Source organism: Sphingomonas sp. RS2018 (assembly GCF_054489605.1).
Genome location: NZ_JBTMWL010000001.1, coordinates 106827 through 133704, shown reverse-complemented (window position 1 = coordinate 133704; position 26878 = coordinate 106827). Strand labels below are relative to the sequence as shown.

The following is a 26878-nucleotide window of genomic DNA, read 5'->3' as shown; positions in this document are numbered from 1 at the left end:
CCCGCCGCGACAATCGCATATAGTCCGACATATGTTGTTGCCGCTTCTTCTCGCCGCCGCGCCCGTTCAGGCGACTGCCCCGGTCCCGCTCTATCGCGATCCGGTGCATGACGGTGCCGCCGATCCGTCGATCGTCCGCGATGCGAAGAGCGGCGAGTGGACGATGTTCTACACCAACCGCCGCGCCGACCTGACGCCTGAGGATGCGAAGGACGTGCGCTGGGTCCACGGCACCGCGATCGGCGTCGCGCGGTCGCGGAACGGCGCGCGCTGGCGCTATGCGGGGACGGCGGCGATCCCGCCGAGTTGCACCGGCGCAACCCTGTGGGCGCCCGACGTGCAGCGCTTCGGCGCCACCTATCACATGTGGGTCACGGTGGTGCCCGGCGTCTTCCGCGACTGGAACGCCCCGCGCTTCATCCAGCATCTGACCAGCCGCGACCTGAAGCGTTGGACCTGCGCCGACCGCCTCGATCTCGGCGCCGATCGGGTGATCGACGCCAGCGTGATTGCCCTGCCGACGGGCGGCTATCGCCTGTTCTTCAACGACGAGCGGATGGGCAAGGCGATCCGCACCGCAGACAGCAGCGACCTGATCCACTGGCGCGTCAAGGACCGACTGACCGACACGCCGGGCGAGGGGCCGAAAGCGTTCCGGTGGAAGGGCGCGTGGTGGCTGGTGTCGGACGCGTGGAAGGGTTTGTTGGTGCTGCGCTCCGACGACGGCGAGCGCTGGACGCGCCAGCCGGGCTATCTGCTGGCCGACGCCGGCACGCGGCCGACCGACCGTGCCAAGGGGCAGCACCCCGACGTCGTGGTGGCGGGGAAGCGCGCCTACATCGTCTATTTCGTGCATCAGGGTGGCGAGGATGCCGCGAAGACCGACCCGCACTGGCATCAGCGCAGCGTGCTGCAGATTGCGGAACTGAAGGAAAGCGGCGGCGTGCTCAGCGTCGATCGGAACGTACCGACCCGGGTGGCGTGGCAATGATGATCGAGCGTCGCGGCTTCATCGCGGGGGCGGGTGCGCTGGCGCTGTCGGGGTGCGTGGGGCGTGGCGCCGGGCTCATCGGGGCGCCGAGCGATCCGCTGCTCTTCGCCTATTTCACAACCGGAAAGGGCGAGGCGCTGGGCCTGCGCTTCGCGACCAGCGACGACGGTTTCGCCTTCCGCGCGCTGGGTGGCGGGCACATCGTCCTGACGCCGCAGGTCGGCGAGAAGAAGCTGATGCGCGACCCCTTCCTGTTCCGCAGTCCCGGCCGCGACGCGCCCTACCATCTGCTGTGGACGACGGCGTGGGAGGGGGTGACGATCGGTCACGCCACCAGCCGCAACCTGATCGACTGGACGCCGCAGCAGGGGATTTCGGTGATGGCCGACGTCCCCGGCACCCGCAACTGCTGGGCGCCCGAGGCGATCGTGGACCCGCGCACCGGTGTCGTCAGCATTTTCTGGTCGAGCACCGTGACGGGGCGCTTCACCGAGACCGCCGGTACGTCGGAGAGCGGGTACAACCACCGCATCTGGGCGACGACGACGCGCGACTTCACATCCTTCACCCCGGCCAAGCCGTTCTACGATCCGGGTTTCAGCGTCATCGACGCCACTTTCGCGACCGCGCCGGACGGCGGGTTGTACCTGATCGTGAAGGACGAGACGCGCGAACCGCCGCGTAAATGGCTGCAGGTCGCACGCGCGCAGGGACCGAACGGCCCGTTCGGTCCGCTCGCCGCGCCGTTCACCCCGGCGTGGGTCGAGGGGCCGATGACCGCGCGGGTCGGCGATGCGCTGGTCTGCTACTATGACGTCTACACCGCGGGCCGCTGGGGCGCGAAGATGACGCGCGACATGGTGACGTGGGAGGATGTCGGCGCGCGGTTGTCGATGCCCGCCGGTGCGCGCCACGGATCGTTGCTACGTGTGCCGCGGAGCGTGATCGCGGGGCTGGAGGGGTAGCGCGAACCCCCTCCTCCGTTCGTGCCGAGCTTGTCGAAGCACTGCACTTCTTCCTCTGCCATCGCCTGCGGAAGAAGGGCGGCCCCCTTCGACTGCCTGCCAAGGCAGGCGCTCAGGACAGGCTTCGACAAGCTCAGGGCGAACGGTGAGAGGTTAACGCGTACGTCACATGCCGCCGCACGACGCCGGCCATTACCCGCTCGTCATACCCCGGCCGCAGCGTCGCGCCGAGCTTCTCCACCGCGCGGCGGGAGCGGAGATTGTCCTCGCCGATCATGAAGACGACGGTGCCGACCTGAGCAAAGATGTGGCCGAGCATCAGCGCCTTGGCCTCGCCGTTATACGGCCCGCCCCAGTGGCTTCGCGCCAGATAGGTCCAGCCGATCTCGATCTCGTCCGCCTCGCCGTCCCAGCCGTCGTAGCGACTGGAGCCGATCACCGGGCCGCTCGCCCGATCGATAATGACCAGCGCGCCGCCCGAGGCGAGTCCCGCATTGAAGAACGCGTCGAACACCTCGCGCCGCCAGCGGTCGTGCGCCGGGTGCATCGCCCACAGGTCGCGGTCGGACGCCACCGCGTAGAGCGGCTCGCGGTCCGCCGCCGTCATCGGGCGCAGCAGGACATGCTCGCCGGTCAACACCGGCTGACGGTCGGGCGGCGTCATCGACACGGTGTCAGAAGGCGGCGATACCCGTGATCGCGCGGCCCAGGATCAGGCCGTGGACGTCGTGCGTGCCCTCATAGGTGTTGACGGTTTCGAGATTGATCGCGTGGCGCAGCACATGGAATTCGGCGGCGATGCCGTTGCCGCCGTGCATGTCGCGCGCGACGCGGGCGATGGCCAGCGCCTTGCCGCAATTGTTGCGCTTGATGATGCTGATCGCCTCGGGCGCCAGCGTGCCTTCGTCGAACATGCGGCCGCAGCGCAGCGCCGCCTGCAACCCCAGCGCGATCTCCGTCTCCATCTCGGCGAGCTTCAGCTGGACAAGTTGCTTCGAGGCCAGCGGCACGCCGAACTGCTGCCGGTCGAGCGTATACTGACGCGCGGCGTGGAAACACGCCTCGGCCGCGCCCATCGTGCCCCAGGCGATGCCGTAGCGCGCGCGGTTGAGGCAGCCGAACGGCCCCTTCAATCCCGAGACGTTGGGCAGCAGCGCATCCTCGCCCGCCTCCACCCCGTCCATCACGATCTCGCCGGTGATCGACGCGCGCAGGGAGAGCTTGCCCTCGATCTTCGGCGCCGACAGCCCCGCCATGCCCTTTTCGAGCACGAAGCCGCGGATCGCGCCGTCGTGCGCGTCCGATTTCGCCCAGATGACGAAGACATCGGCGATCGGCGAATTGGTGATCCACATCTTGGCGCCGGTAATGCGATAGCCGTCCGCGGTCTTCTCCGCGCGCGTGCGCATGCCGCCGGGGTCGGAACCGGCGTCGGGTTCGGTCAGGCCGAAGCATCCGACCAGCGCGCCTGAGGCGAGGCCGGGGAGGTACTTCCGCCGCTGCTCCTCGCTGCCATAGGCATGGATGGGATACATCACGAGGCTGGACTGCACGCTCATCGCCGAGCGATAGCCGGAGTCGACCGACTCGACCTCGCGCGCGACGAGGCCATAGGCGACATAACCCAGACCCGCGCCGCCATATTCCTCGGGGATCGTCGCGCCGAGCAGGCCGAGCGCGCCCATCTCGTGCATGATCTCGCGGTCGAAATCCTCGTCGAGATACGCCCGGGTGACACGCGGCAGCAGCTTCCCTTGCGCGTAATCGCGCGCGGTATCGCGCACCATGCGCTCCTCGTCGGTCAGTTGCGCATCGAGCGCGAACGGATCCTGCCAGTCGAACCGGCCCATGCCTGCCATGTCTGTATCCTTCAGCCGCCCGGCAGCAGGCCGGCGGGGTTCTGCGATGGCGGTTCCGCCATCGTCGGTTCGGGTAGGGTCGGCAGCACGGCCGGCGGCGGCGCGGTGTCGATCGCCGCCTGTTCGAGCGTATTGAGCGCGCGGCGCGTGGCGTTGTAGCGTTTCGCCGCGTCGATCCAGCTGGTGGCGCTCGCCGCACCCGGCATCCGCGCGACCTCGGCCAGCGCCGCCTCGACATTGCCGGCGTCGATCAACCGGCGGGCGCGGTCCAGCCGGTCGGCTGCGCGCGGCGACGGCGTCGATTCGCGGCGCAGCACGACCAGATCGGACAGGCCGCGCCGGATCGAGCGCCAGAAGCCGTCGCGGAAGCTGCTGCCCGCCAGTTGTGGCGCGATCTGTTCGAGCGCGAGGCGCAGGTCCTCGCGCGTCGTCGGCGCCTTGCTGGCGGCGATGATCGTCGCGACCGCCGTCGGCTGGGTCGCGCCGAAGCGGGCGTTCAGCTGTGGCTCGATGTACCCCAGCGCCAGCCCGCGATCGATCGCGCGGCGCGCGGCGAAGACGACCAGCAGCGATTCGCCGCGGGTGGCATAGCCCGCCGCAGTGCGCGACGCGGCATCGGCCAGCGCCATTCGCGCCTCGATTGCGTTCAGTTTCGCATCCAGCGCCGCTTCCCGCGCGGCGAGGCCGTTCAGCGTGATGGGAATCGCCGCGGTGGCGGCAGCCGGTGCGGCGGCGGGCGTCGTGGTCGGCTGCGCCGTCGGGGTCTCGCCCTCGCGCGTGCGCCAGCGGTCGATGACCGGCAGCATCGCCGCGACCGTCACCACCCCCAGCAGGAAAGCGACCACGATCGCCATCCACGAAATCTGTCGCTTCGGCGGCGACTCGGCACGGTCCGTCACCGGAACGGCGGGGGGCGGGAGATCGCCTGTCATCGGCGGCGTTATCCGCGCAGGGCACGGGCGCGTCAATCAGGCGATGCTGCGCGCCATGTCGATCAACGTGGCGTCGTCCGGCACCGGTGCTACGGCGATGTCGGCCCAGCCCCGGCCTGCCGCTACGGCAACGGCGTCGCTGATCGCGACCAGGCGGATGCTCGCCGGTTCCTCGACCAAAGCGCGCAAACGTCGCGCGGCGCGGGCGGAATGGACGAGCGTCACCGTGCCGACGAGCTTCGTCACATCGGCGGGGATCGCGACGCTGTCATAGACCACGATCGTAGTGGTGCCGGGCAGGGCCATGTGATCGCGACCGGCAAGGTGCAGCAAACGCCCGCCCCGTGGCAGTGATTCGACGCCGCCGGTGCCGATCGTCTCGACGTGCAAGCCAGCCTGCTCCGCCGCCGAAGCCGTCGCCGCCCCGACCGCGCGCACGGGCAAGGCGGCGAGCGCGGCCAGACCCGGCCCGGCGTGGCGCACGGCGTTCGCACTCGTCAGCACCAGCGAGTCATAGTCGCCCGCGTCGGGCACATCCCACGCGACCGCCTCCACCGCGAATAGCGGCACGCATACCGGCATCAGCCCCGCCGCCCTGACCCGCGCCGCGGTGGCGGCACTGCCGGGCTCGGGCCGCAGCACGCCGATGCCCGCGGTCACCCGGCGAGCACCAATCACCCGGCGAACAATATGCGGATCGACGGCGGCGAGCGGTCGAGCAGCTTCGCAGCCAGCGCCTGCGCGACGGCGATCTCTTCGGGCGCACCCGCCTGCTGCGCGGCGACGGTTTCGCTGCCGTCCTCGGAATACAGCGCGGCGTCGAGCGTCAGCACGCCGCCCTCGATCCGCGCCAGCGCCGCGACGGGCGAATGGCAATCGGCGACCAGCGCGGCGAGCAACGCGCGTTCGGCAGCGACACAGGCGTGCGTCTGCGGATCGTCGATCGCGGTCAGCAGGCGGTGGACCGCCTCGTCCTCCGCCCGCGCCTCGATCCCGACCGCGCCCTGCGCCGGGGCGGGCAGCAGGATCGTCGTGGGGATGGCAACGCCGACATCAGTGCGCCCCAGCCGCTCCAGCCCGGCGGCGGCGAGCAACGTCGCCTCCGCCTCCCCCGCCGCCAGCCGCGCGAGGCGCGTGTCGACATTGCCGCGGAACAGCACCGGTTGCAGGTCGGGGCGCAGATGACGGACCTGCGCGGCGCGGCGCGGGCTGCTCGTCCCGATCCGCGCACCCGGCGCCAGCGCCTCGAACGATGCCGCGCCGACCAGCCGGTCGCGCACATCGGCGCGCGGCAGCATCGCGACGATGGCGATCGCGTCCGGGCGCACCGTCTCGACATCCTTCATCGAATGCACCGCGATATCGATGTCGCCGCCGAGCAGCGCGCGGTCGAGCTCCTTGGTCCACAGCGCCTTGCCACCGATCTCCGCCAGCGCGCGATCCTGCACCCGGTCGCCGGTCGTGCGGATGACGACCGTCTCCACCGACAGGTCCGGATACGCCGCGATCAGCGCATCGCGCACCATCCCCGCCTGCGTCAGGGCGAGGGGCGAACCGCGGGTGCCGAGGCGAATTGCTTGAACCATCTACGTGTCGCCTAAGAAAAAGGCAGCCCTTCGACAAGCTCAGCCCGAACGGATAGGGACATACGCCATGCTAATCCTCGGCCTCGAATCCAGCTGCGACGAGACGGCGGCGGCGCTCGTCACCGATGCGGGCGAGGTGCTGGCGCACCGGCTGCTGGGGCAGGAGGCGGCGCACCGGCCCTATGGCGGGGTGGTGCCGGAGATCGCGGCGCGCGCGCATGTCGAGGCGCTGGGGCCGCTCGTGACCGCCGCGCTCGACGATGCCGGCGTCACGCTGAGCCAGGTCGATGCGGTGGCGGCAACGGCGGGGCCGGGGCTGATCGGCGGCGTGATGGTCGGGCTGGTCACCGGCAAGGCGCTGGCGCACGCGGCGGGCAAGCCGCTGATCGCGGTGAATCATCTCGAGGGGCATGCGCTCTCGCCACGGCTGACCGATCGCGACCTCGACTTCCCCTATCTGCTGCTGCTCGTCTCGGGCGGCCATTGCCAACTACTGCTGGTCGAGGGCGTCGGCGCCTATCGCCGGCTGGCGACGACGATCGACGACGCGGCGGGGGAGGCGTTCGACAAGACCGCGAAGCTGCTGGGGCTGGGCTTCCCCGGGGGCCCGGCGGTCGAGCGCGCGGCGCTGTCTGGCGATCCGCACTCGGTGCCGCTGCCGCGCCCGCTGCTGCGATCGGGCGAGCCGCATTTCTCGTTCGCGGGGCTGAAGGCGGCGGTTGCGCGCGCGGTCGGCACGGCAAGTGCCGAGGATCTCGCCGCCTCGTTCCAGCAGGCGGTGGTCGATTGCCTGGTCGATCGCACCCGGCGCTCGCTGGATCGCGTGCCGCAGGCGACCGCGCTCGTCGTCGCGGGCGGGGTGGCTGCGAACACGCGTGTGCGCGCGGCGCTGGAGGATCTTGCCGGTGGCTATGGCCTGCGCTTCGTCGCGCCGCCGCTGTGGCTGTGCACCGACAACGCCGCGATGATCGCCTGGGCCGGGGTCGAGCGCTTCGCGGCGGGGCTGACCGATCCGCTCGACGTGCCGGCGCGCCCGCGCTGGCCGCTCGATCCGACGGCGGCGGCGGTGCGTGGTGCGGGAGTGAAGGCATGAGAATCGGCGTCATCGGCGGCGGCGCCTGGGGCACCGCGCTCGCACAGGTCGCGGCGCGCGGCGACCGGCCGGTCACCCTGTGGGCCCGTGAGCCGGAGGTGGTCGACGGGGTCAACGGACGCCATGAGAACGCGCTGTTCCTGAAGGGCGTGACGTTGTCGCCGTCGATCCGGGCGACGGGCGACCTCGCCGATCTGGCCGGGCACGATGCGTTGCTGGTCGTCGCACCCGCGCAGCATGTCCGCGCGGTGCTGTCGGCAACGCCGGTCGGCACGACGCCGCTGGTGCTGTGCGCCAAGGGGATCGAGGCGGGCAGCCGCCTGCTGATCGGCGAAGTCGCGCGCGCCGCCGCGCCGGATGCGCCGATCGCCGTCCTGTCCGGCCCCACCTTCGCCCATGAAGTTGCCGCCGGCCAGCCGACTGCGGTGACGCTGGCGTGCGAGGATGCGGTCTTGCGCGAGCGACTCGCCGCGCGCCTCGCGAGCCCCGCCTTCCGCCCCTATGCCAGCGGCGATGTGGTCGGGGCGGAGATTGGCGGGGCGGTGAAGAACGTGCTCGCCATCGCCTGCGGCGTCGTCGAGGGCGCGGGGCTCGGCCTCAACGCCCGCGCGGCGCTGATCGCGCGCGGGTTTGCCGAGATGACGCGCTTCGGTCTGGCGAAGGGCGCGCGGGGGGAGACGCTGGCGGGCCTCTCGGGCCTCGGCGATCTGGTGCTCACCTGCTCCTCGACCAATTCGCGCAACTTCTCGCTGGGCGTCGGGCTGGGGCAGGGTCGGGCATCCGCCGACCTCCTCGCCGATCGCCGCACCGTGGCGGAGGGCGCGCACACCGCGCCGGTGCTGCGCGAGGCCGCGGCGGAGATCGGCGTCGACATGCCCGTCGTCGGCGCGGTCTGCGACCTGCTGGTCGGATCGCCCGCGCGCGAGGTGATCGCGCGCCTGCTCAACCGCCCGCTGCGGGCGGAGAGCGCGTGACCGGCGATCTGCTGCCGTTCCTGCTCGCGTTCGTGGCCGGCATCGCGGGCGGGGCGATGAACGCGCTGGCCGGCGGCGGTACCTTCGCGACGATGCCGACGCTGATCGCGCTCGGCCTGCCCTCGCCGATCGCGAACGCAACCTCCAACGTCGCGCTGCAGCCGGGCGCGATGACGAGCGCCTGGGGCTATCGCGCCGGATTGCGGCCCTTGGGCGGCCTGTCGGTCAAGGCGCTGTCGGCGATTACCTTCGTCGGCGGGCTGGCGGGCAGCCTGTTGCTGGTGGCGACGCCGACGACGCTGTTCGACCGCATCATCCCATGGCTCCTCCTGATCGCGACGATCGCGATCGCCGGCGGCAAGCGGCTGGCCGAACGGTTTGCCGAGCGCGCGACGCCGGGGCCGCGCACGCTGTTCGGCGCGCAGGCGGTGCTGGGCGTCTATGGCGGCTATTTCGGTGGCGGGGTCGGACTGATGATGACGGCCGCGTGGGGTCTGCTCGCGGGCGAGCCGCCGCATCGGCTGATGGCGCACCGGACGCTGATGCTCGCGATCGCCAATGCCGCCGCGACGATCGTCTTCATCGCGCTCGGCATGGTGCGCTGGGTCTATGCGGTGCCGATGCTGGTCGGCAGCGTGATCGGCGGCTTCGCCGGCGCAGGCGTCGGCAAGCGGCTGTCGCCCGGGGTCGTGCGCGGCTGGACGATCGCGGTGACGGCGGTGACGACGGCGGTGTTCTTCTGGCGCGCCTACGGCTAAGTCGTTGTGATGGAGAGCCCGCCCCAGCCCGGTACGCCGATCCGCCGCCACGGCGTCGCGACGCGGCTGTGGCACTGGACGACCGTGGTCGTGGTGGTGATCCTGCTGGGATCGGGCCTGATGATCCTCAACGCGCATCCGCAGCTCTACTGGGGTCGCTATGGCGCGAATTTCGACCAGCCGTGGTTCCGCGTGGCGTGGGTGTTCGAGAGCGGCCGCGTTCCCGGCTGGCTGACGATCCCCGCAAGCTACAACCTCGCCATCGCGCGGCGCTGGCACCTGCTCTTCGCGCTGGTGCTGGCGTTCTCGCTGCTGGCGTACATGGTCGCCGGCCTGCTCAATCGCCATTTCGCGCGCGACCTGCGCATTCGGCGGCGCGAGCTGCGTGCCGACGCTGTGGCGCATGACGTGCGCGAGCATCTCGCGCTGCGCTTCCACGATCCGGCCGATCCGCGCGCGTACAACATCCTACAGAAATTGAGCTATGTCGGCGTCATCTTCGTCCTGATTCCGCTGCTGATCCTGTCGGGCATCGCGATGGCGCCGGGCATGAACGCGGCATGGCCCTGGGCGGTCGAGATATTGGGCGGGCGACAGTCGGCGCGCTCGATCCACTTCATCGTCGCGATGGCGCTGGCGGGGTTCATCGTCGTGCACCTGACGCTGGTGATCCTCGCTGGGGTCGGCAACGAGCTGCGGTCGATGATTACCGGCTGGTGGCGGGTGCCGCGATGATCGTCAGCCGCCGCACCGCGCTGGTCGGGAGCCTCGCCAGCGGCCTGCTCGCCGGATGCGACCGGGTCGCGTCGAGCGATATCGGCCGCCGCGCGCTGTTCGCGGGGGAGGATGCGCACCGCGTGCTCCAGCGCGGGCTGACCGACCGCACCGCGCTGGCGCAGGAATTCCGGCCCGACCAGCGCTCCCCGGTGTTCCGCGCCAACGGTACGCGCAACCCGAACACGCCCGACTACAACGCATCGGCCGCGCGAAACTTTGCCGACTGGCGCATCCGCGTCGACGGGCTGGTCGCGCGCCCACTCGACCTGTCGCTCGCCAACCTGCGCGCGATGCCGGCGCGCACGCAGATCACGCGGCACGACTGCGTCGAGGGGTGGAGCGCGATCGGCAAATGGACCGGCCCGCGACTGAAGCCGCTGCTCGCGCTCGCGGGCCTGCGCGACGCGGCGCGCTATCTCGTCTTCCACTGCGCCGACGTGATGGGCGGCACGCCCTATTACGAATCGATCGACCTCATCGACGCGATGCACCCCCAGACGATCCTTGCGTGGATGCTCAACGACCGGGTGCTCGGCGTCCCCAACGGCGCGCCGGTGCGGCTGCGGGTGGAGCGGCAGCTGGGCTACAAGCACGCCAAATATGTGCAGCGGATCGAAGCGGTGGCGTCGCTCGCCCCGTTCGGGCAGGGCAAGGGCGGATACTGGGAGGATGTCGCGGACTATGAATGGTATGCGGGTATCTGAACCGCGCGCGTTGCGCTCGCTGCTGTTCGTCCCCGGCGACCGGCCCGACCGCATGCAGAAGGCGCTGGCGAGCGGCGCGGATGCGCTGATCCTCGATCTGGAGGATGCGGTCGCCCCCGATGCGAAGCCCGCCGCGCGCGACGCCGTCGCAAGGTTCCTCGCCGACACGCCGCGAGACGTCGCGCTCTATGTCCGCATCAATCCGCTCGACGGCGGCCTCGCCGATGCCGACCTCGATGCCGTCGCCGGCGCCCGTCCCGACGGCTGGGTGCTGCCCAAGGCGGAAGGGAGCGCGTCGGTGCTCGATCTCGACGCGCGCCTCGCCGATCGGGGCGACCGCAGTGCGCCGATCCTGCCGATCGCGACGGAGACGCCGCGCGCGATCTTCCAGATCGGCAGCTACGCCGATGCGCCCGCCCGCCTCGCCGGCCTGACCTGGGGAGCGGAGGATTTGCCCGCCGCCATCGGCGCGGAAACGTCGCGTGAGCCGGACGGCAGCTATACCGCGCCTTACCATCTCGCCCGCGCGCTCACCCTGTTCGGTGCCGCGGCGGCCGGCGTCGCGCCGATCGAAACGGTGTATCCGGCGTTCCGCGATCTCGACGGCCTGACCGCCTATGCCCGGGCAGGCGCGCGCGACGGCTTCACCGGCATGATGGCGATCCACCCTGAGCAGGTTCCGATCATCAACGCCGCCTTCACGCCCGGTGAGGCGGCGATCGCCCACGCCCGCGCGATCGTCGCCGCCTTCGCCGCGCAACCGGGCGCGGGCGCGCTCAGCCTCGACGGCCGGATGATCGATCGCCCCCATCTGATGCAGGCGGAGCGACTGCTCGCACGTATCCGCTGACAGCGCGAAACCGGGACGCTATCATGGCGTCATGGCCCTGATCGACCGCTTCTTCGCGCGCGCGTTCCGTCGCGGCGAACTGACCGTCATCCACCCCGACGGCACCACCCGCAGCTTCGGCACGCCTGACGAGACGCTCGCCCCCGTCACCATCCGGCTGAAGCCCGGCGCGACGCGGCGGATCATCTCCGAACCGGCGCTGGGCGCGGCGGAGGCGTATATGGACGGGCTGCTGGAGATTGACTCGGGCGACATCCTCGGCCTGCTGATGCTCGCCACCGCCGGCAACCGGTGGGAGGAGGGCAGCCCGGCGCTCAACGCCTCGCCGCTTGCCGCCGCGCTGTCGGCGCTCCGCTTCCGGCTCGACCGCGTCAACATGGCGCGGCGGTCGAAGCGCAACGTCGCGCATCACTACGACCTCGACGACCGGCTCTATGACCTCTTCCTCGACCGCGACCGGCAGTACAGCTGCGCCTATTTCACCGATCCCGTCAACGACCTCGACCGCGCGCAGGCGGACAAGAAGGCGCATATCGCCGCCAAGCTCGCGCTGAAACCGGGCCACCGCGTGCTCGACATCGGCTGCGGCTGGGGCGGGATGGCGCTGTACCTGCACGAGAAGACCGGCGCCGAGGTGCTGGGCGTGACGCTGAGCGAAGAGCAGCTGAAGGTCGCGCGTGCCCGCGCCGATGCGGCGGGGGTGGCGGACAAGGTGCGCTTCGAGCTGATCGACTATCGCGACCTCGACGGGCAGTTCGACCGAATCGTGTCGGTCGGCATGTTCGAACACGTCGGCACCGCGCATTACCGTACCTTCTTCGCCAAATGCCGCGATCTGCTGACGCCCGATGGCGTGATGCTGCTCCACACCATCGGTCGCGCCGGCGCGCCGGGCGTCACCGACCGCTTCACCGGCAAATATATCTTCCCCGGCGGCTACATCCCGGCGCTGAGCGAAATCGCGCAGGGCTATGAGGGGCTGCGCATGTTCTGCACCGATGTCGAGGTGCTGCGGCTCCATTATGGGCTGACGATCGAGCATTGGTACGCCCGGACGCTCGCCGCGCGCGACCGCATCGTCGCGCTGTACGACGAGCGTTTCTTCCGCATGTGGGCCTATTATCTCGCCGGCTGCATCGTCACCTTCCGGCATGGCGGCATGGTCAACTACCAGCTGCAGTTCGCGCGCGACCGCCACACCCTGCCGATCACGCGCGACTATATGGCGGATGCCGAGGCGGCGCTGCGGGGCTAAAGATTGCCCAGCCGCCCGCGCACCCCTAAAGCCCGCCCGCGTCATTCACTGGAGCCTGCCACATGTCCGATCAGATCAACCGTGTCGTCCTCGCCTATTCGGGCGGCCTCGACACCTCCGTGATCCTGAAGTGGCTCCAGACCGAATATAATTGCGAGGTGGTGACCTTCACCGCCGACCTGGGGCAGGGCGAGGAGCTGGAGCCTGCGCGCCGCAAGGCGGAACTGGCGGGCGTGAAGCCCGAGCACATCTTCATCGACGACCTGCGCGAGGAATTCGTGCGCGACTACGTCTTCCCGATGATGCGCGCTAATGCGGTGTACGAGGGCACGTACCTGCTCGGCACGTCGATCGCGCGGCCGCTGATCGCCAAGCGCCAGATCGAGATCGCGCGTCAGGTGGGCGCCGACGCGGTCAGCCACGGCGCGACCGGCAAGGGCAACGATCAGGTCCGCTTCGAACTCGGCTATTACGCGCTGGCGCCCGACATCAAGGTCATCGCGCCGTGGCGCGAATGGGATCTGACCAGCCGCACCCGCCTGATCGAATGGGCCGAGCAACACCAGATCCAGGTGCCGCAGAACAAGCGCGGCGAGGCGCCGTTCTCCACCGACGCGAACATGCTCCACACCTCGTCCGAGGGGCTGGTGCTGGAGGATCCGTGGGAGGAGGTGCCCGACTATGTCTACTCGCGCACCGTGAACCCGGAGGATGCGCCCGACACGCCCGAATATATCACGATCGACTTCGAACGCGGCGACGGCGTCGCGCTGAACGGGGAGGGCTGCTCGCCCGCGACTTTGCTCGAAAAGCTCAACGAGCTGGGCCGCGCGCACGGCATCGGGCGGCTCGATCTGGTCGAGAACCGCTTCGTCGGCATGAAGTCGCGCGGCATGTACGAGACGCCGGGCGGCACCATCTACGCCGCCGCCCACCGGGGGATCGAGTCGATCACCCTCGACCGCGGTGCCGCGCACCTGAAGGACGAACTCGCGCCGCGCTACGCCGAACTGGTCTACAACGGCTTCTGGTTCTCGCCCGAGCGCGAGATGCTGCAGGCCGCGGTCGATCACAGCCAGGCGAAGGTCGCGGGCACGGTGCGGCTGAAGCTGTACAAGGGCAGCGTATCGGTCGTCGGCCGCAAGTCGCCCAATTCGCTCTATTCCGAAAAGGTCGTCACGTTCGAGGACGATCAGGGCGCCTACGACCAGCGGGACGCGGCGGGCTTCATCAAGCTGAACGCGTTGCGCCTGCGGTTGCTTGGACGCCGCGATGGCTGAATTAGCACGGCATTAACCAATAATCATACAAAGCTTCCCCTGCCTTTCTGGCGGCAGGGGATAAGCTTTACATGAGCGACGAGAAAAGCGTCGATGTTGCGATCATCGGTGCCGGTCCGGCCGGCCTGACCGCCGCCTATCAGCTGACGAAACTCGGCTATTCGGTGACCGTGATCGAGAAGGATCCGGTCTATGTCGGCGGGATCAGCCGGACGGTCGAGCACGACGGCTTCCGTTTCGACATCGGGGGGCATCGCTTCTTCTCGAAGTCGCGCGAAGTGGTCGATCTGTGGAACGAGATCCTGCCCGACGACTTCATCGAGCGTCCGCGCATGAGCCGGATCTATTATGAGGGCAAGTTCTACAGCTATCCGCTGCGCGCGTTCGAGGCGTTGTTCAACCTCGGGATCTGGCGCTCGACCTTGTGCATGCTCAGCTACGCACGATGGAAGCTCTTTCCGCATCGCGACCCCAGAAGTTTCGAGCAGTGGGTCGTCAACCAGTTCGGCCACAAGCTCTATTCGATCTTCTTCAAGACCTATACCGAGAAGGTATGGGGGATGCCGTGCGACGCGATGTCGGCGGACTGGGCGGCGCAGCGTATCAAGGGATTGAGCCTGGGCGGCGCGGTGCTCGACGGACTGAAGCGGTCGCTGGGCCTCAACCGCAAGAAGAACGACGGGATGGCGGTCAAGACGCTGCTGGAGACGTTCCGCTATCCGCGGCAGGGGCCGGGCATGATGTGGGACGCCGCGCGCGACAAGGTCGTCGCCCGGGGCAATCGCGTACTGATGGGAACCAGCCTTCACCGTCTCAGCCATGACGACCGGACGGGCCGCTGGCGCGTCGCCTGTCGCCGCGGCGACGAGACGCTGGTCATCAGCGCGACGAACGTCATTTCCTCCGCGCCGATGCGCGAACTGGCCGGCCGCATCCATCCGCTGCCGGCGACGCTGCCGAATGCGATGGACCTCGGCTACCGCGACTTCCTGACGGTGGCGCTGATGATCCGGTCGGAGGATCTGTTTCCCGACAACTGGATCTACATCCACGATTCGCGCGTGAAGGTCGGCCGCGTGCAGAACTTCCGCAGCTGGTCGCCCGAAATGGTCCCCGACGACGCGCTGGCGTGCGTCGGCCTCGAATATTTCTGTTTCGAAGGCGACGGGCTCTGGTCGGCGGATGACGCCGATTTGGTCGCCCTCGCGACGCGCGAACTGGCGCAGCTCGGCCTCGTCGATCCGACCGATGTCGTCGGCGGCAAGGTCGTGCGGCAGGAGAAGGCGTATCCGGTGTACGACGACGCCTATCGCGCGAACGTCGAGGCAATGCGCGCCGAACTGGAAGAGAAATATCCGACCCTGCACCTGGTGGGCCGCAACGGTATGCATCGCTACAACAATCAGGATCATGCGATGATGACCGCGATGCTGACGGTCCGCAACATCGCTGCCGGCGAGCGACTGTACGACATCTGGGACGTCAACGAGGACGCCGAATATCACGAGGCCGGACATGAGGGCGAGCAGGCCGCGCTGGCCAGCATCCGCGCGGTCCCCGAACGCCTAAAGGCGGCATGACCGGCAACGGGCTGGCCGCCGCGCCGGACGGCGACCGTATCGTCGATCCCCCGTCGACGAGTGATCGGCGATCCCTGGCGACGACGGTGCTGGTCGGATGGGGCGTTGCGGCGATCGTCCTGACGCTCGTATCCATTCCGCAGATCGTCCGCCTGCATTTTCCGGATCCCGACGATGCCCTGCGCCTTGTCGAGGTACGGGATTGGCTGGCGGGTCAGGGCTGGTGGGACGTTTCGCAGCATCGGCTGTGGTTCGGCGCGTTCCAGATGCATTGGTCGCGCCTTGTGGATCTGCCGCTGGCGGCGTCGCTGATCGTGTTGCAGCCGCTCGGCGCCGCATGGGCGACCCGCCTGACGATGACGATCGTACCGCTGGTCACGCTGCTGGTCGTGATGGCGCTGGGGGCGGAACTCACGCGCCGGATGTCGGACGTCGACCGGGCCCGGATGGCTGTGCTGCTCGCGCCGCTGTCCGTGCCGCTGGTCTATCAGCTGCGCCCGATGCGCATCGATCACCATGGATGGCAGGTCGCGCTGGCGATGGCCGGCGCGGTCGCGCTGATGGGGCGGCCGGACCGCCGTAGTGGTGCGCTGTGCGGGCTGGCACTGGCGGCGCTGGTAACCGTGTCACTCGAAGGACTGCCGATAGCGGCGGCGATACTGGGCGTCATGGCGCTGGCCGCGGCCGTCGATACCCGGCGACGGGATCAGGCGCTGGCCGCCCTGTGGACTCTAAGCGCCGGCGTCGTCGTCCTGCAAATAGCGACGCGCGGACCCAACATGATGGCCCCGGCGTGTGACGCGATCGCGCCCGTCTGGATCGCCGCCATGGCAACGAGTACGATCCTCGCCAGTCTGGCGCTGGCGGTGCGCACACGCAGTATCGCGCTCCGGCTCGTCCTGCTGGCCGCGGCCGGCGGAGCGGCGCTGGCGGTCGTGTATGTCCTGGCGCCGCAATGCACGCAGGGTCCGTTCGCGACGCTCGATCCGCTGGTCTACGGTCTCTGGTACCGCAACGTGTCGGAAGGCCTGCCGGTCTGGGATCAGTTCCTGCCGTGGGCGCTGGCGACGATCAGCTTTCCGATCATCGGTCTGGTCGGCGCGACCATGGCATGGCGATCGAGTGCCGGCGAGGCGCGGTTCCGCTGGGCGATGATCCTGGGTCTGTCCGCGGCGGCGTTCGCACTGTCATTGCTGGTCATGCGCATGGGGGCGACGGCGAACGCGCTCGCCCTGCCCGGTGGCGCGTGGCTGCTCCACGCGATGCTGGGGCGGGCACGGGCCGTGGTGTCGACCCCGAAGCGGACGGTCGCGACGGCGGCGGCTCTGGTCGCCGTGACGCCGGGACTGATGGGCGGCATGCTGCTCGGCGCACCGCTGGGCGGCGGTGTGACACGACAGGTGGCGATGACCGGCCGGGTGATCGCGTCCTGCGATCCGCGCGAGAACGTCAGCGATCTCGCCGCACTGCCGGCCGCGACGCTGTTCGCGCCGCTCGATATCGGCCCCGCGATCCTGGCGCTCACCGGCCACCGCGCCATCGGCAGTGGCTATCATCGCAATGCCGGATCGATACACGTGGTGCTGGCGACGTTCCTCGCCCCGCCGGATCGGGCGAAGGCCGTCGTGCTGGCGAGCGGTGCGACCTACGTCGTCGGCTGCCCCGGGATGAACGAGACCGAGATATACAAGTCGGTGGCGGCCAACGGCTTGTGGGCTCGCCTGGAACGCGGCGATCGCTTCGCCTGGTTGCAGCCGGTGCAAATCGCCCACTCGCCGATGCTGGTGTGGCGCGTAATTCGGTGAAGCGATCTTGCGAGTGCCGCGCGCGCTAGCCTAAGGCCGGGGGATGGCGGCAGAAACCCTTCGTTGGTGGCAGACACGGGGCTTCGTCCTGTTCGCGGCGATCGTCACCGCGATTCCGCTGCTGCGGCCCGACATCGCGCCACTGGTCGACCTGCCCGGGCACATGGCGCGCTACCGCGTGCAGCTCGATCACGGCACCGTGCCGTGGTTCTCCGACTGGTATGATTTCCAGTGGCAGCTGATCGGCAACCTCGGCATCGACCTGCTGATCGTGCCGCTGGCGCCGGTCTTCGGGCTGGAGCTGGCGGTGAAGCTGATCGTGCTCGCCATCCCGCCGCTGATCGCGGTCGGGTTCCTGTGGATCGCGCGGGAGGTGCACGGGCGTATCCCCGCGACCGCGTTGTTCGCGCTGCCGCTCGCCTACAGCTATCCTTTCCACTTCGGCTTCGTGAACTTCGCGCTGTCGATGGCGCTGGCGCTCAACGCCTTCGCGCTGTGGCTGCGGCTCGCGCGGCTCGGCAAGTTCCGGCTGCGCGCGATCCTGTTCGTGCCGATCGGCGCGATCATCTGGGTGTGCCACACCTTCGGCTGGGGCATGCTGGGCGTGCTGGCGTTCAGTGCCGAGCTGATCCGCAACCACGACCTGCGCCGCGATCGCACCGGCCTGATCGATCGCTGGATCGTGCCGTGGTTCCTTGCCGGCATCCACTGCCTGCCGCTGGCGCCGCCGGCGCTGCTGATGGTCGCGTGGCGCAGTGGCCATGTCACCGGGCAGACGACCGACTGGTTCAACTGGCGCGCTAAGGTGCAGTGGCTGACGATGGTGCTGCGCGAACGCTGGATGGCGTTCGACATCGCCTCGGTCGGCATCCTGTTTTTTATCCTGCTGAAGTCGATCCGCGATCCCAGCGTCCAGTATTCGCGCCACCTCGGCCTATCGACTGCGTTTCTCCTGCTCGTCTTCGTACTGCTGCCGCGCATCGTGTTCGGATCGGCCTATGCCGACATGCGGCTGGTGCCGTTCATGATCGGCATCGCCGTCATCGCGATCCGCCCGCGACCGGGCCTGTCGATGCGCGGCGCGGCGACGATCGCGGTGGCGGGGCTCGCCTTCTTCCTCGTTCGCACCACCGCCTCGACGGTCAGCAACTGGATGTACGCGCGCGACTACGACCGCGAGCTCGCCGCGCTGGAGAAGCTGCCGGTTGGCGCGAAGCTCGTCAGCTTCGTCGGCGAGACCTGCTACAACGAATGGACGATGACCCGGCTGCAGCACCTGCCCGGCATGGCGCTGGTCCGGCGGCTGGCCTACACCAACGACCAGTGGTCGATGCCCGGCGCGCAGATGCTGACGGTGAAGTACCGCCCGGCGATGCGGTTCGCGCACGACCCTTCGCAGATCGTCACCAGCCAGAAATGCCCGCGCGAATGGTGGCGGCCGGTCGCGCTGTCGCTGGCGACCTTCCCGCGCGGGGCGTTCGACTATGTCTGGCTGATCCGCCCGCCGAAATACGACCGGCGGCTTGAGGCGGGGCTGATCCCGGTGTGGCGCGACGGCACCAGCGCGCTGTTCAAGGTCGACCACGGCCAGCCGGGCGTGAAGCTGTTGCCGCAGGATCTCGGGCCCTTTCGCGAGATCATGATGAAGCGCTGGGCGGCGCAGCGTCGTCGGGCCGCTTCCTAAACGGCGTGAACTCGGTGAGGTAGTTCTGCTCGTCCTCGACCGCGCGGCGTTCGCGCGTCAGGAAATCGGCGATGGCGTTGCGGAAATTCGGGTCCGGGATGTAGTGCGCCGACCAGGTCGGCACCGGTACATAGCCGCGCGCCAGCTTGTGCTCGCCCTGCGCCCCCGCCTCGACCGTCGATAGGCCCCGCGCGATCGCGGCATCGATCGCCTGATAATAGCATAGCTCGAAGTGCAGGAACGGCACCTCCTCGCTGCACCCCCAGTAGCGGCCGTAGAGCGTGTCGTCGCCGATCAGGTTCAACGCCCCCGCGATCGGCCGCCCGTCGCGCTCGGCGAGGATGAGCAGGCAGCGGTCGCCCAGCCGCTGCCCCAGTAGCGAGAAGAATTCGCGCGTAAGATAGGGGCGGCCCCATTTCCGGCTGCCGGTATCCTGATAGAAGACCCAGAAGGCGTCCCAGTGCGCCTCGGTGATTTCGGCGCCGGTCAGATGGCGGATCGTGAGCCCCTCGACGGCTGTGGCGCGCTCCTTGCGGATCGCCTTGCGCTTGCGGCTGGCCAGCGCGCCCAGGAAATCGTCGAACCCGGCATAGCCCTGATTCGCCCAGTGGAACTGCGTGCCTTCGCGCACTAGCCAGTCGGCCGATTCGAACAGCGGCACCTGATCGGCCGCGATGAAATTGGCGTGCGCCGACGATAGCCCGTGGCGGTCGGCCACCGCCTCGATCGCAGCGATCAGCGCGGGCGCGGCGGCGGGATCGCGCAGCAGCAGCCGCGGTCCCGGCACGGGCGAGAAGGGGGAGGCGACCAGCAGCTTCGGATAATAGCGCCCGCCCGCGCGCTCCCACGCATCGGCCCAGCCGTGGTCGAACACATATTCGCCCTGGCTGTGGCTCTTGGCATAGGCGGGTGCGACCGCGACGGGCTGTCCGTCCGCGCCGTCGACGACGATCGGCACCGGCTGCCACCCCGCCTCCGCCGTCGCCGAGCCGGATTCTTCGAGCGCGGAGAGGAAGGCATGGCTGACGAACGGATTGCCGGTGCCGGCGCACGCATCCCACGCCGCGGCGGGGATGGCGCGAACGCCGTCGGCGATACGGGCAATGAAAGGGTCGCTCACGCGCACCTATGTAGGGGCAACCGCGCGGGGCGGGTAGGGCGCGATCAGGCGCGGTACAGCGTCGGGAAAGCCGCGCGAAACGCGACGACCTTCGGCGCATCCCATCGGGTGATATAGGGATGCGTCGGATTGCGGCGCGCGAAGTCCTGATGCTCCGCCTCGGCCTTGAAGAAGCTGCCGCTTTCCACCCGCGTCGCGATCGGCTTGCCGAACGCACCGGCCTTGCCGAGCTGGGCGATATAGGCGGCAGCGACGGCGCGCTGCTGCGGCGTCTGCGCGAAGATGGCGGAGCGATAGCTCGGACCCGAATCGGGATATTGCCCGTCAACCTGCGTCGGATCGTGCGCGACCGAGAAATAGACGCGCAGCAGCGTGGCATAGCTCACCTGACGCGGGTCGTAGGTGATGCGGATCGCTTCCGCATGGCGCGTGCGCTCGCTCGACACCGCGCCATAGTTGGCGGTCGCCTGCGTGCCGCCGGCATAGCCCGACGTCACGTCGCGCACGCCCTTCACCCGCTCGAACACCGCCTCCATGCCCCAGAAGCAGCCGCCCGCCAGCACCGCGGTCTGCATACCCGCAGCCGCCGGTACGTCCTGCGCTGCCGCGGGGATCACGACGGCCTTGGCGGCTTCGCCCGGCGCGGCGGCGATCGTCATGCCGAACGCGGCGAGCAGAATGGCGGCGGGGGCAAAGGCGCGCATGGCGATCAGCGGCTCCCGACCTGGCTCTGCGCCTGTGCCGGCGAAACGATCGCGAGGTCGCTCGGCTGGACGAGGTGGATCGACACCATCGCGGCGGTGCCGATGGCGAAGCCACCGACGAACAGGCGGAAGAAGCTGGGCTTGGCAGGGCTGGTCATCGAATGTGTCCGAAAAGAACGGATGCGCCGTTTGGGCCGTCGCATCCCGACGCCGGTATCGTCCTGACGCGAATCGCCAGATCGGAAGCCGGTGCCTTCGATGCAAGGGGTATGGCGCGGTGACGCTGAACGATCGCTGGCCCGCGCGTTCATCGGCACGTCAGGTGCGGGCGCTGGCTAAGTTGCGGATAGTGCACTATATGGGAGCCATCACCGGCACGCAGTCGTAGGCGCCGGTGACTGAGAGACTTTCGCGCTCCCGCTTACACTGCCGGAGCCTGCCCCCTTGGATCTCAACTACCTTCTCCACCGCCACCAATTGTCGCTGATGAACGCGGATGCCGCTCCCAGCGTCGAGGCGCGTCGCTCGCATGACGGTCTGGCGCGTGGCTACGCGCTGTCGATCGACGCCATGCAGGGTCGCATGGGCGCAGGCTCGGCCCCGATGACGGTGCGCAACGATGGGTGAGGTGACCCAGGTTCCGCCGTCGGGCGATCTCGACGTCCGCGCGCCGCTCAAGCGCTTCCGCAACGCGCACCGCGCCCCGCGCACGCAGCCCGACGCGGTCGCGCGTCAGGCGAAGCTGTCGCTCGCCGCGATCCGCGGGTTCGATACGCGTGAGAATGCGCTCGAATTCCTCCACGCCGAATGTGCCGAGCTGGGCGGTCGTCCGATCGACGTCGCCAGCGCCGACGAAGCCGGACTGACCGCCGCGATTGAGCGGTTGAATGCGGTGTTGGCGAACGGTCAGCCCTAACGCCGTCATTCCCGCGAACGCGGGAATCCATTCGCCCAACCGTCGTGAAATCTAGTGATGCCAGCCAGAATTGATTCCCGCCTTCGCGGGGATGACGGTCAACTCAGGAACCGCTCAGCGCAGCGCCGCGCACGCCTCCTGGATGCGGCGGCACGCCTCGGTCAGGATATCCTCCGACGTGGCATAGCTGATCCGCATCGCCGGCGAGAGGCCGAACGCGCCGCCGTGCACCGCCGCGACGCGCGCGTCGTCCAGGAAATAGGTGATGAGATCCTCGTCGGTCTCGATGCGCTTGCCGCCGGGCGTGGTCTTGCCGATCGTGCCCGACACGTCCGGATAGACGTAGAACGCACCTTCGGGCAGCGGGCAGCTGATGCCCTCCGCCTCGTTCAGCATGCGCACGACCAGGTCGCGGCGCGTCTGGAACGCGGCGGCGCGGTCCTTCAGGAACGACTGGTCGCCGGTCAGCGCGGCGGTGGCGGCGGCTTGCGCGATCGAACACGGGTTGCTGGTCGACTGCGACTGCAGCTTCGCCATCGCCTTGATGAGCCACGGTGCGCCCGCGGCGAAGCCGATGCGCCAGCCGGTCATGCTGTACGCCTTCGAACAGCCGTTCACCGTCAGCGTGCGCTCGTAGAGGTTCGGGCAGACCTGCGCGATCGTGCGGAAGGCGAAGCCGTCGTAGACGATATGCTCGTACATATCGTCGGCCATGATCCACACGTGCGGATGGCGCTCCAGCACCTCGCCCAGCGCGCGCAGCTCCGCCTCGCTGTACGCGGCACCGGTCGGGTTCGACGGCGAATTCAGAATCACCCATTTGGTGCGTGGCGTGATCGCCGCCTCCAGCTGCTCGGGGCGCAGCTTGTAGCCCTGCTCCACCCCGGCCTCGACGAAAACCGGGGTGCCGCCGGCGAACTGCACGACGTCCGGATAGCTGACCCAATAGGGCGCGGGCACGATCACCTCGTCGCCGGCATCGACCGTCGCGACGATCGCGTTGAACAAAGTGTGCTTGCCGCCGACGTTCACGCTGACCTGATCGGTGGTGTAGGTCAGGCCGTTGTCGCGCGCGAACTTGGCGACGATCGCCTGCTTCAACTCGATCGTGCCGTCGACGTTGGTGTATTTCGTCTTGCCCGCGCGGATCGCTTCGATCGCGGCGTCCTTGACGAAATCAGGCGTGTCGAAATCGGGTTCGCCCGCGCCCAGGCCGATGACGTCGATCCCCTGACGCTTCAGGTCCAGCACGCGGCTCGTCATGGCGAGCGTGGCGGAGGGCTGGATACGACCGAGCGCGGCGGATGGATGCATGACGGCTAATCCCGAGGCTGTATTGGGTGCGCGCGCCTTAGCGCCGGTGGCACCGACATCGCAAACGCAACATTTGATACCGGTTGCGGCCAGCGCCGCGCCGGCGCGGACTCGCAACCGGTACGGCCGGCGGGCGAAGCTCGTCCGACGACACGGGCTTCGCCCGTGTCCGCCACACTCCCCACGAAGCCGCTGTCCTACACCGCCCCGATCTGCTTCACCTCGCGGAACGACGCCGCTTCCAACGGCAGGCATCCGAACAAAAGCGACAAAGGTGACAAAAGCGACGTCAGGGGACGAATGGAACGCGTTTCGGTAAACTTTGGCGCTGCGACCTATCCAATCGGCGCCGACACCTCGATCGCCAGCGTCCCCGTCGGCGACACCAGCAACCGGATGCTGCGCGCGTCGCGCAGGCGAAAGGTCGCCGCCTGCAGTTCGTTGCGCACGGCGTGCCGGTCGAACCGATAGCCGCGCTCGCCTGCGCTCGTCTTCAGCACCGCGAGATGCTCGTCGAGATCGAGCAGACCCGTCAGTGGATCGAACGCCATCGTCGCGATCAGGTTCGGTTGGGCCGCGTCCATGCCGAATCCATGACGCGCTGTGGCGTTGGCGGCAAGCCTGTTGCGGCACGTGGCTCAGACGTTAGTCTGACGCCAATCATATGGGGGATTTCACGATGCGCCTGCTGCTCACCGCCACGCTTCTCGCCACCACCGCCGCGCCGGCGCTCGCGCAGACCGCGCCCGCCATTCCAAAGCCCGCCGCGATCACCGCGGACGGCGTGCCGCCGCTGCCCGTCAGCCTTGCCGACGCGCTGCGCCCTTATGCGGAGAGCCGCAACGCCGCGCCGGTCGCGTGGAACCCGGTGACGAAGGCGCTGATCGTCACCACGCGCTTCGCCAACGTCAACCAGCTGCATTCGGTCGCCGGCCCGCTGATGGATCGCCGCCAGATCAGTTTCGAGGCGGATCGCACCGGCCAGCTCGCCTATTCGCCCTCCGGCGACGTGGCGGTGGTGCAAAAGGATGTCGGCGGCGGCGAGTTCTTTCAGCTCTATACGTTGAAGGACGGCCGGCTGACGCTGCTGACCGACGGCAAGAGCCGCAACGGCTTCGGCGCGTTCTCGAAAGACGGGAAGCTGGTCGGCTACACTTCGACCAAGCGGACCGGCGCCGACAACGACCTCTATGTGATGGATCCGCGCGATCCCGCATCGGCGCGGATGGTCGCGCAGGTGAAGGGCGGCGGGTGGAGTTTCATCGACTTCATGCCGGGCGGTACCCACGCCGTCGTCGACAACTATACCTCGATCCAGAAGAGCGATCTCTACGACCTCGACCTCGCAACCGGCAAGCTGACCGCGCTCAGCGCGCTCGACAAGCAGGTGTCGTATGGCGGCGCCGAGGTCGCGCCGGACGGGACGATCTGGGTGCTGTCCGACGAAGGCTCGGACTTCCAGCGGCTCGGCATCCTAAAGGACGGGAAGTTCACCGCGGTCGCACCCGAGACGAAATGGGACGTCTCCGAATTCAGGATCGCCGACGACGGCAGCTTCATTGCCTATCTGGTCAACGAAGGCGGCATCTCGCGGCTGAAGCTGCTCGATCCGAAGACTCGCGCAGTCCGCACTGCGCAGCTGCCGACCGGAGTCGCCGGTGGACTGGAGATCGCGCCGTGGGGCGCGGTCGCGTTCGGCTTTAGCAGCCCGAAGGTCGCGGGCGACGCCTTCGTGCTGGACCCGAAGACGATGGCGGTGACGCAGTGGACGGCGAGCGAGACCGGAGGGCTCGATCCGTCCAAGAACGTCGATGCGCAGCTCGTCACCGTGAAGAGCTTCGACGGGGAGGATGTCAGCGGCTTCCTGTTCCGGCCCGACCCCGCGAAATTCCCGGGTAAGCGCCCGCTCATCATCGACATCCACGGCGGGCCGGAGGGGCAATCGACGCCGGGCTATCGGGGGGGCGCCAACTACTATCTCAACGACCTCGGCATCGCGCTGTTCTATCCCAACGTCCGCGGCTCGACCGGCTTCGGCAAGCGCTTCGTCAGCCTCGACAACGGTCCGTTCAAGCGCGAGGATTCGGTGAAGGACATCGGCGCCTTCCTCGACCGGTTCGCCAAGGATCCGGCGATCGACGGCGCGCGGATCGGCGTGCAGGGCGGCAGCTATGGCGGCTATATGTGCTACGCCTCGGCGATCCGCTACGGCGCGCGGCTGAAGGGGGCGGATTGCATCGTCGCCATTTCGAACTTCGTTACCTTCCTCGAGAACACGCAAAGCTATCGCCGCGACCTGCGCCGCGTCGAATATGGCGACGAGCGGATCGCCGCGCAGAAGGCGAAGCTGATCGAGATTTCGCCGATGACCCGGGTGTCCGAACTCAAGATTCCGCTGATGGTCGTCACCGGCGCCAATGATCCGCGCGTGCCGGCGAGTGAGGCCGACCAGATCGTGAAGGCGGTGCGCGCGAACGGCGGCACGGCCTGGCACATCCTCGCCGCCGACGAGGGTCACGGCTACGCGAAGAAGGACAATCGCGACTTCCAGAACTACGCGACGCTGTATTTCTGGCAGCAGAATTTGCTGGGGAAGGTGCCGCAGTAGGACACTTCTTCCGTTCGCCCTGAGCTTGTCGAAGGGCTGCCCTTCTTCGTGCCGCCTGGCGTAAGGCTGAAGGAAAGGCAGTGCTTCGACAGGCTCAGCACGAACGGACGGAGGGGATTATTCCCTTACAGCCCCTGCAACGCATCCCAGGCCGCGACCTCATCATCGCGGCGGCGGGTGACGGTCAGGCCGGTCGCGACTCCGCCCACCGGATCGACCTCGACACTGCCGTCCCATTCGAAGGTCGCATTGCCCATGATCGCCACCGGCGCCTCGCGACCGCCGGCCAGACCGCGCGCGCGACCACCGGGGGTGCGGACGGCGACCTCCGTCCCGAATGGCACCCGCCCGGTCAGCCCGGCGGCGACCATCGACGCCGACATCGCACTGCCGCACGCGTCGGTCAGCCCGACCCCGCGTTCGAACGTGCGGACATAGATGCCGCCCACCTCGACCATCACGAAAGAGACGTTGGCCCGATCGGCGAGCAGCGCCGGCCCCGCCTCGCACCATTCGCCCAGCGCCACCAGTTCGCCCTCGTCCACCTGCTCGACGAACGCGATCAGATGCGGATTGGGCATGGCGATGGCGGTGAACGCGCGCTCGCTTGGCAGCCGGGGAACGCGCGCGTCGATCACCGGCGCGGCAACCGCCAGCCCGACCGCGGCGGGATCGAGCGACGGCATCGCTTCCGTCCGGATCGTCGCGACGCCCGGGGCGAGCGGCGCGACGCGGGCGACATCGGCGCTGCTGACCTTCAACCGCACATGCGCCGCATCGATCCCGAGCGCCTCGAACCCCGCACGCGCCGTGCAGCGCAAGCCGTTGAGGCACGTCTCCGCTTCCGACCCGTCCGAATTGAACATCCGCATGCCGAAGGCGTGACTGTCGTCGCCGCTGGTCAGCAGCAACAGCCCGTCGCCCCCGACCGGCCCGATGCGATCCGCCAGCGCTCGGGCGATCCCCGCCCAGGTCGCATCGTCGTACGTGAGCGCGCGCGCATCGATCAGTGGGAAATCATTGCCGCTGCCGTGACATTTGATGAAGCTCAGCCGCATCGGGCGACCAGCGGGGGGCGGGTGACGGACATGGCGACGCGGTAGCATCGCCGGCACCGATCGGC

General features: G+C 68.9%; 27 protein-coding genes. 16 read left to right on the top strand and 11 right to left on the bottom strand.

Going from position 1 to position 26878, the window contains the following annotated elements; translation table 11 throughout:
* Positions 1-31 precede the first annotated feature (31 nt).
* Both ACX40P_RS00685 and ACX40P_RS00680 read left to right on the top strand, forming a co-directional pair.
* On the top strand, positions 32-991 hold the full coding sequence (locus ACX40P_RS00685) for a glycoside hydrolase family 43 (RefSeq protein WP_459124378.1): 960 nt from the start codon (positions 32-34) through the stop codon (positions 989-991).
* Complete coding sequence (locus tag ACX40P_RS00680) at positions 991-1956, top strand: glycoside hydrolase family 43 protein (protein WP_459124377.1); 966 nt, start codon at positions 991-993, stop codon at positions 1954-1956. Before ACX40P_RS00685 ends, ACX40P_RS00680 begins: the two co-directional genes overlap by 1 nt.
* Positions 1957-2089: 133 nt before the next feature.
* Here the strand turns inward: ACX40P_RS00680 and ACX40P_RS00675 are convergent, their stop codons facing one another.
* Genes ACX40P_RS00675 through hemC form a run of 5 tightly spaced genes read right to left on the bottom strand, consistent with a single transcriptional unit; the run spans position 2090 to position 6333 of the window.
* The gene (locus ACX40P_RS00675; protein WP_459124376.1) at positions 2090-2620 is read right to left on the bottom strand and encodes a GNAT family N-acetyltransferase; all 531 of its coding nucleotides are present in this window, start codon (positions 2618-2620) and stop codon (positions 2090-2092) included.
* A gap of 10 nt (positions 2621-2630) precedes the next feature.
* Complete coding sequence (locus ACX40P_RS00670; RefSeq protein WP_459124375.1) at positions 2631-3815, bottom strand: acyl-CoA dehydrogenase; 1185 nt, start codon at positions 3813-3815, stop codon at positions 2631-2633.
* An 11-nt stretch (positions 3816-3826) separates the two neighbouring features.
* Positions 3827-4747, bottom strand: a complete 921-nt coding sequence (locus ACX40P_RS00665; protein WP_459124374.1) for a hypothetical protein — start codon at positions 4745-4747, stop codon at positions 3827-3829.
* A gap of 36 nt (positions 4748-4783) precedes the next feature.
* On the bottom strand, positions 4784-5407 hold the full coding sequence (locus ACX40P_RS00660) for a uroporphyrinogen-III synthase (RefSeq protein ID WP_459124373.1): 624 nt from the start codon (positions 5405-5407) through the stop codon (positions 4784-4786).
* Between the two features lie 14 nt (positions 5408-5421).
* Entirely contained in the window at positions 5422-6333 is a 912-nt protein-coding gene (hemC, locus tag ACX40P_RS00655) for a hydroxymethylbilane synthase (RefSeq protein WP_459124372.1), read from the bottom strand.
* A gap of 67 nt (positions 6334-6400) precedes the next feature.
* On the opposite strand from hemC, the gene tsaD reads away from it, so the two are divergent.
* The 11 genes from tsaD to ACX40P_RS00600 all read left to right on the top strand — a co-directional run bounded on the left by tsaD (position 6401) and on the right by ACX40P_RS00600 (position 19093).
* A complete protein-coding gene (tsaD, locus tag ACX40P_RS00650; RefSeq protein WP_459124371.1) occupies positions 6401-7426 on the top strand; it encodes a tRNA (adenosine(37)-N6)-threonylcarbamoyltransferase complex transferase subunit TsaD in 1026 nt (341 codons plus the stop codon).
* The gene (locus ACX40P_RS00645; protein WP_459124370.1) at positions 7423-8400 is read left to right on the top strand and encodes an NAD(P)H-dependent glycerol-3-phosphate dehydrogenase; all 978 of its coding nucleotides are present in this window, start codon (positions 7423-7425) and stop codon (positions 8398-8400) included. Before tsaD ends, ACX40P_RS00645 begins: the two co-directional genes overlap by 4 nt.
* Entirely contained in the window at positions 8397-9158 is a 762-nt protein-coding gene (locus tag ACX40P_RS00640; protein ID WP_459124369.1) for a sulfite exporter TauE/SafE family protein, read from the top strand. Before ACX40P_RS00645 ends, ACX40P_RS00640 begins: the two co-directional genes overlap by 4 nt.
* A gap of 9 nt (positions 9159-9167) precedes the next feature.
* Complete coding sequence (locus tag ACX40P_RS00635) at positions 9168-9893, top strand: cytochrome b/b6 domain-containing protein (RefSeq protein WP_459124368.1); 726 nt, start codon at positions 9168-9170, stop codon at positions 9891-9893.
* Positions 9890-10639, top strand: coding sequence for a molybdopterin-dependent oxidoreductase (locus ACX40P_RS00630; RefSeq protein ID WP_459125194.1), 750 nt, complete (start codon positions 9890-9892; stop codon positions 10637-10639). The genes ACX40P_RS00635 and ACX40P_RS00630 overlap by 4 nt, the downstream gene beginning before the upstream one ends.
* Entirely contained in the window at positions 10626-11489 is an 864-nt protein-coding gene (locus ACX40P_RS00625) for an HpcH/HpaI aldolase/citrate lyase family protein (protein WP_459124367.1), read from the top strand. Before ACX40P_RS00630 ends, ACX40P_RS00625 begins: the two co-directional genes overlap by 14 nt.
* Positions 11490-11520: 31 nt before the next feature.
* Positions 11521-12744, top strand: a complete 1224-nt coding sequence (locus ACX40P_RS00620) for a class I SAM-dependent methyltransferase (protein ID WP_459124366.1) — start codon at positions 11521-11523, stop codon at positions 12742-12744.
* Positions 12745-12806: 62 nt separating this feature from the next.
* Positions 12807-14024 carry an argininosuccinate synthase gene (locus ACX40P_RS00615; RefSeq protein WP_459124365.1) on the top strand — a complete coding sequence of 406 codons (1218 nt, stop codon included), beginning with the start codon at positions 12807-12809 and terminating at the stop codon, positions 14022-14024.
* A gap of 71 nt (positions 14025-14095) precedes the next feature.
* A complete protein-coding gene (locus ACX40P_RS00610) occupies positions 14096-15604 on the top strand; it encodes an NAD(P)/FAD-dependent oxidoreductase (protein WP_459124364.1) in 1509 nt (502 codons plus the stop codon).
* Positions 15601-17409, top strand: coding sequence for a hypothetical protein (locus ACX40P_RS00605; RefSeq protein WP_459124363.1), 1809 nt, complete (start codon positions 15601-15603; stop codon positions 17407-17409). The genes ACX40P_RS00610 and ACX40P_RS00605 overlap by 4 nt, the downstream gene beginning before the upstream one ends.
* A gap of 43 nt (positions 17410-17452) precedes the next feature.
* Positions 17453-19093 (top strand): hypothetical protein, encoded by a 1641-nt coding sequence (locus ACX40P_RS00600; protein WP_459124362.1) that lies wholly within the window; start codon positions 17453-17455, stop codon positions 19091-19093.
* On the opposite strand, the gene ACX40P_RS00595 is transcribed toward ACX40P_RS00600, so the two are convergent.
* From ACX40P_RS00595 to ACX40P_RS00585, 3 genes are read right to left on the bottom strand one after another with little or no spacing between them, the layout of a single operon-like run.
* Positions 19047-20213, bottom strand: coding sequence for a GNAT family N-acetyltransferase (locus ACX40P_RS00595; protein ID WP_459124361.1), 1167 nt, complete (start codon positions 20211-20213; stop codon positions 19047-19049). The genes ACX40P_RS00600 and ACX40P_RS00595 overlap by 47 nt on opposite strands.
* 44 nt (positions 20214-20257) lie before the next feature.
* Complete coding sequence (gene msrA / locus ACX40P_RS00590; RefSeq protein WP_459125193.1) at positions 20258-20872, bottom strand: peptide-methionine (S)-S-oxide reductase MsrA; 615 nt, start codon at positions 20870-20872, stop codon at positions 20258-20260.
* A 50-nt stretch (positions 20873-20922) separates the two neighbouring features.
* A complete protein-coding gene (locus ACX40P_RS00585; protein WP_459124360.1) occupies positions 20923-21075 on the bottom strand; it encodes a hypothetical protein in 153 nt (50 codons plus the stop codon).
* Between the two features lie 286 nt (positions 21076-21361).
* On the opposite strand from ACX40P_RS00585, the gene ACX40P_RS00580 reads away from it, so the two are divergent.
* Entirely contained in the window at positions 21362-21544 is a 183-nt protein-coding gene (locus tag ACX40P_RS00580; RefSeq protein ID WP_459124359.1) for a hypothetical protein, read from the top strand.
* 1 nt (position 21545) lies between these two features.
* Positions 21546-21833, top strand: coding sequence for a hypothetical protein (locus tag ACX40P_RS00575; RefSeq protein ID WP_459124358.1), 288 nt, complete (start codon positions 21546-21548; stop codon positions 21831-21833).
* Between the two features lie 114 nt (positions 21834-21947).
* On the opposite strand, the gene ACX40P_RS00570 is transcribed toward ACX40P_RS00575, so the two are convergent.
* Together ACX40P_RS00570 and ACX40P_RS00565 are read right to left on the bottom strand one after the other, a co-directional pair.
* Positions 21948-23147 carry a pyridoxal phosphate-dependent aminotransferase gene (locus ACX40P_RS00570; RefSeq protein ID WP_459124357.1) on the bottom strand — a complete coding sequence of 400 codons (1200 nt, stop codon included), beginning with the start codon at positions 23145-23147 and terminating at the stop codon, positions 21948-21950.
* A gap of 335 nt (positions 23148-23482) precedes the next feature.
* Positions 23483-23731 (bottom strand): hypothetical protein, encoded by a 249-nt coding sequence (locus ACX40P_RS00565; RefSeq protein ID WP_459124356.1) that lies wholly within the window; start codon positions 23729-23731, stop codon positions 23483-23485.
* Between the two features lie 95 nt (positions 23732-23826).
* Here ACX40P_RS00565 and ACX40P_RS00560 point away from each other — a divergent pair, with 95 nt between their 5' ends.
* The gene (locus ACX40P_RS00560; protein ID WP_459124355.1) at positions 23827-25755 is read left to right on the top strand and encodes a S9 family peptidase; all 1929 of its coding nucleotides are present in this window, start codon (positions 23827-23829) and stop codon (positions 25753-25755) included.
* Between the two features lie 125 nt (positions 25756-25880).
* On the opposite strand, the gene dapF is transcribed toward ACX40P_RS00560, so the two are convergent.
* Positions 25881-26813: a diaminopimelate epimerase gene (gene dapF / locus ACX40P_RS00555; protein WP_459124354.1), complete on the bottom strand. Its 933-nt coding sequence runs from the start codon at positions 26811-26813 to the stop codon at positions 25881-25883.
* Between the last annotated feature and the right edge of the window lie 65 nt (positions 26814-26878).

Coding starts and splice junctions, on each gene's coding strand:
- ACX40P_RS00635 (WP_459124368.1), top strand. CDS start 9,168: ATGGAGAGCCCGCCCCAGCCCGGTACGCCGATCCGCCGCCACGGCGTC.
- hemC (WP_459124372.1), bottom strand. CDS start 6,333: ATGGTTCAAGCAATTCGCCTCGGCACCCGCGGTTCGCCCCTCGCCCTG.
- ACX40P_RS00565 (WP_459124356.1), bottom strand. CDS start 23,731: ATGGACGCGGCCCAACCGAACCTGATCGCGACGATGGCGTTCGATCCA.
- ACX40P_RS00605 (WP_459124363.1), top strand. CDS start 15,601: ATGACCGGCAACGGGCTGGCCGCCGCGCCGGACGGCGACCGTATCGTC.
- ACX40P_RS00675 (WP_459124376.1), bottom strand. CDS start 2,620: ATGACGCCGCCCGACCGTCAGCCGGTGTTGACCGGCGAGCATGTCCTG.
- ACX40P_RS00630 (WP_459125194.1), top strand. CDS start 9,890: ATGATCGTCAGCCGCCGCACCGCGCTGGTCGGGAGCCTCGCCAGCGGC.
- msrA (WP_459125193.1), bottom strand. CDS start 20,872: ATGACGATCGCCGCCGCGCCGGGCGAAGCCGCCAAGGCCGTCGTGATC.
- ACX40P_RS00585 (WP_459124360.1), bottom strand. CDS start 21,075: ATGACCAGCCCTGCCAAGCCCAGCTTCTTCCGCCTGTTCGTCGGTGGC.
- ACX40P_RS00625 (WP_459124367.1), top strand. CDS start 10,626: ATGCGGGTATCTGAACCGCGCGCGTTGCGCTCGCTGCTGTTCGTCCCC.
- dapF (WP_459124354.1), bottom strand. CDS start 26,813: ATGCGGCTGAGCTTCATCAAATGTCACGGCAGCGGCAATGATTTCCCA.
- ACX40P_RS00610 (WP_459124364.1), top strand. CDS start 14,096: ATGAGCGACGAGAAAAGCGTCGATGTTGCGATCATCGGTGCCGGTCCG.
- ACX40P_RS00680 (WP_459124377.1), top strand. CDS start 991: ATGATCGAGCGTCGCGGCTTCATCGCGGGGGCGGGTGCGCTGGCGCTG.
- tsaD (WP_459124371.1), top strand. CDS start 6,401: ATGCTAATCCTCGGCCTCGAATCCAGCTGCGACGAGACGGCGGCGGCG.
- ACX40P_RS00620 (WP_459124366.1), top strand. CDS start 11,521: ATGGCCCTGATCGACCGCTTCTTCGCGCGCGCGTTCCGTCGCGGCGAA.
- ACX40P_RS00570 (WP_459124357.1), bottom strand. CDS start 23,147: ATGCATCCATCCGCCGCGCTCGGTCGTATCCAGCCCTCCGCCACGCTC.
- ACX40P_RS00670 (WP_459124375.1), bottom strand. CDS start 3,815: ATGGCAGGCATGGGCCGGTTCGACTGGCAGGATCCGTTCGCGCTCGAT.
- ACX40P_RS00645 (WP_459124370.1), top strand. CDS start 7,423: ATGAGAATCGGCGTCATCGGCGGCGGCGCCTGGGGCACCGCGCTCGCA.
- ACX40P_RS00685 (WP_459124378.1), top strand. CDS start 32: ATGTTGTTGCCGCTTCTTCTCGCCGCCGCGCCCGTTCAGGCGACTGCC.
- ACX40P_RS00560 (WP_459124355.1), top strand. CDS start 23,827: ATGCGCCTGCTGCTCACCGCCACGCTTCTCGCCACCACCGCCGCGCCG.
- ACX40P_RS00665 (WP_459124374.1), bottom strand. CDS start 4,747: ATGACAGGCGATCTCCCGCCCCCCGCCGTTCCGGTGACGGACCGTGCC.
- ACX40P_RS00615 (WP_459124365.1), top strand. CDS start 12,807: ATGTCCGATCAGATCAACCGTGTCGTCCTCGCCTATTCGGGCGGCCTC.
- ACX40P_RS00600 (WP_459124362.1), top strand. CDS start 17,453: ATGGCGGCAGAAACCCTTCGTTGGTGGCAGACACGGGGCTTCGTCCTG.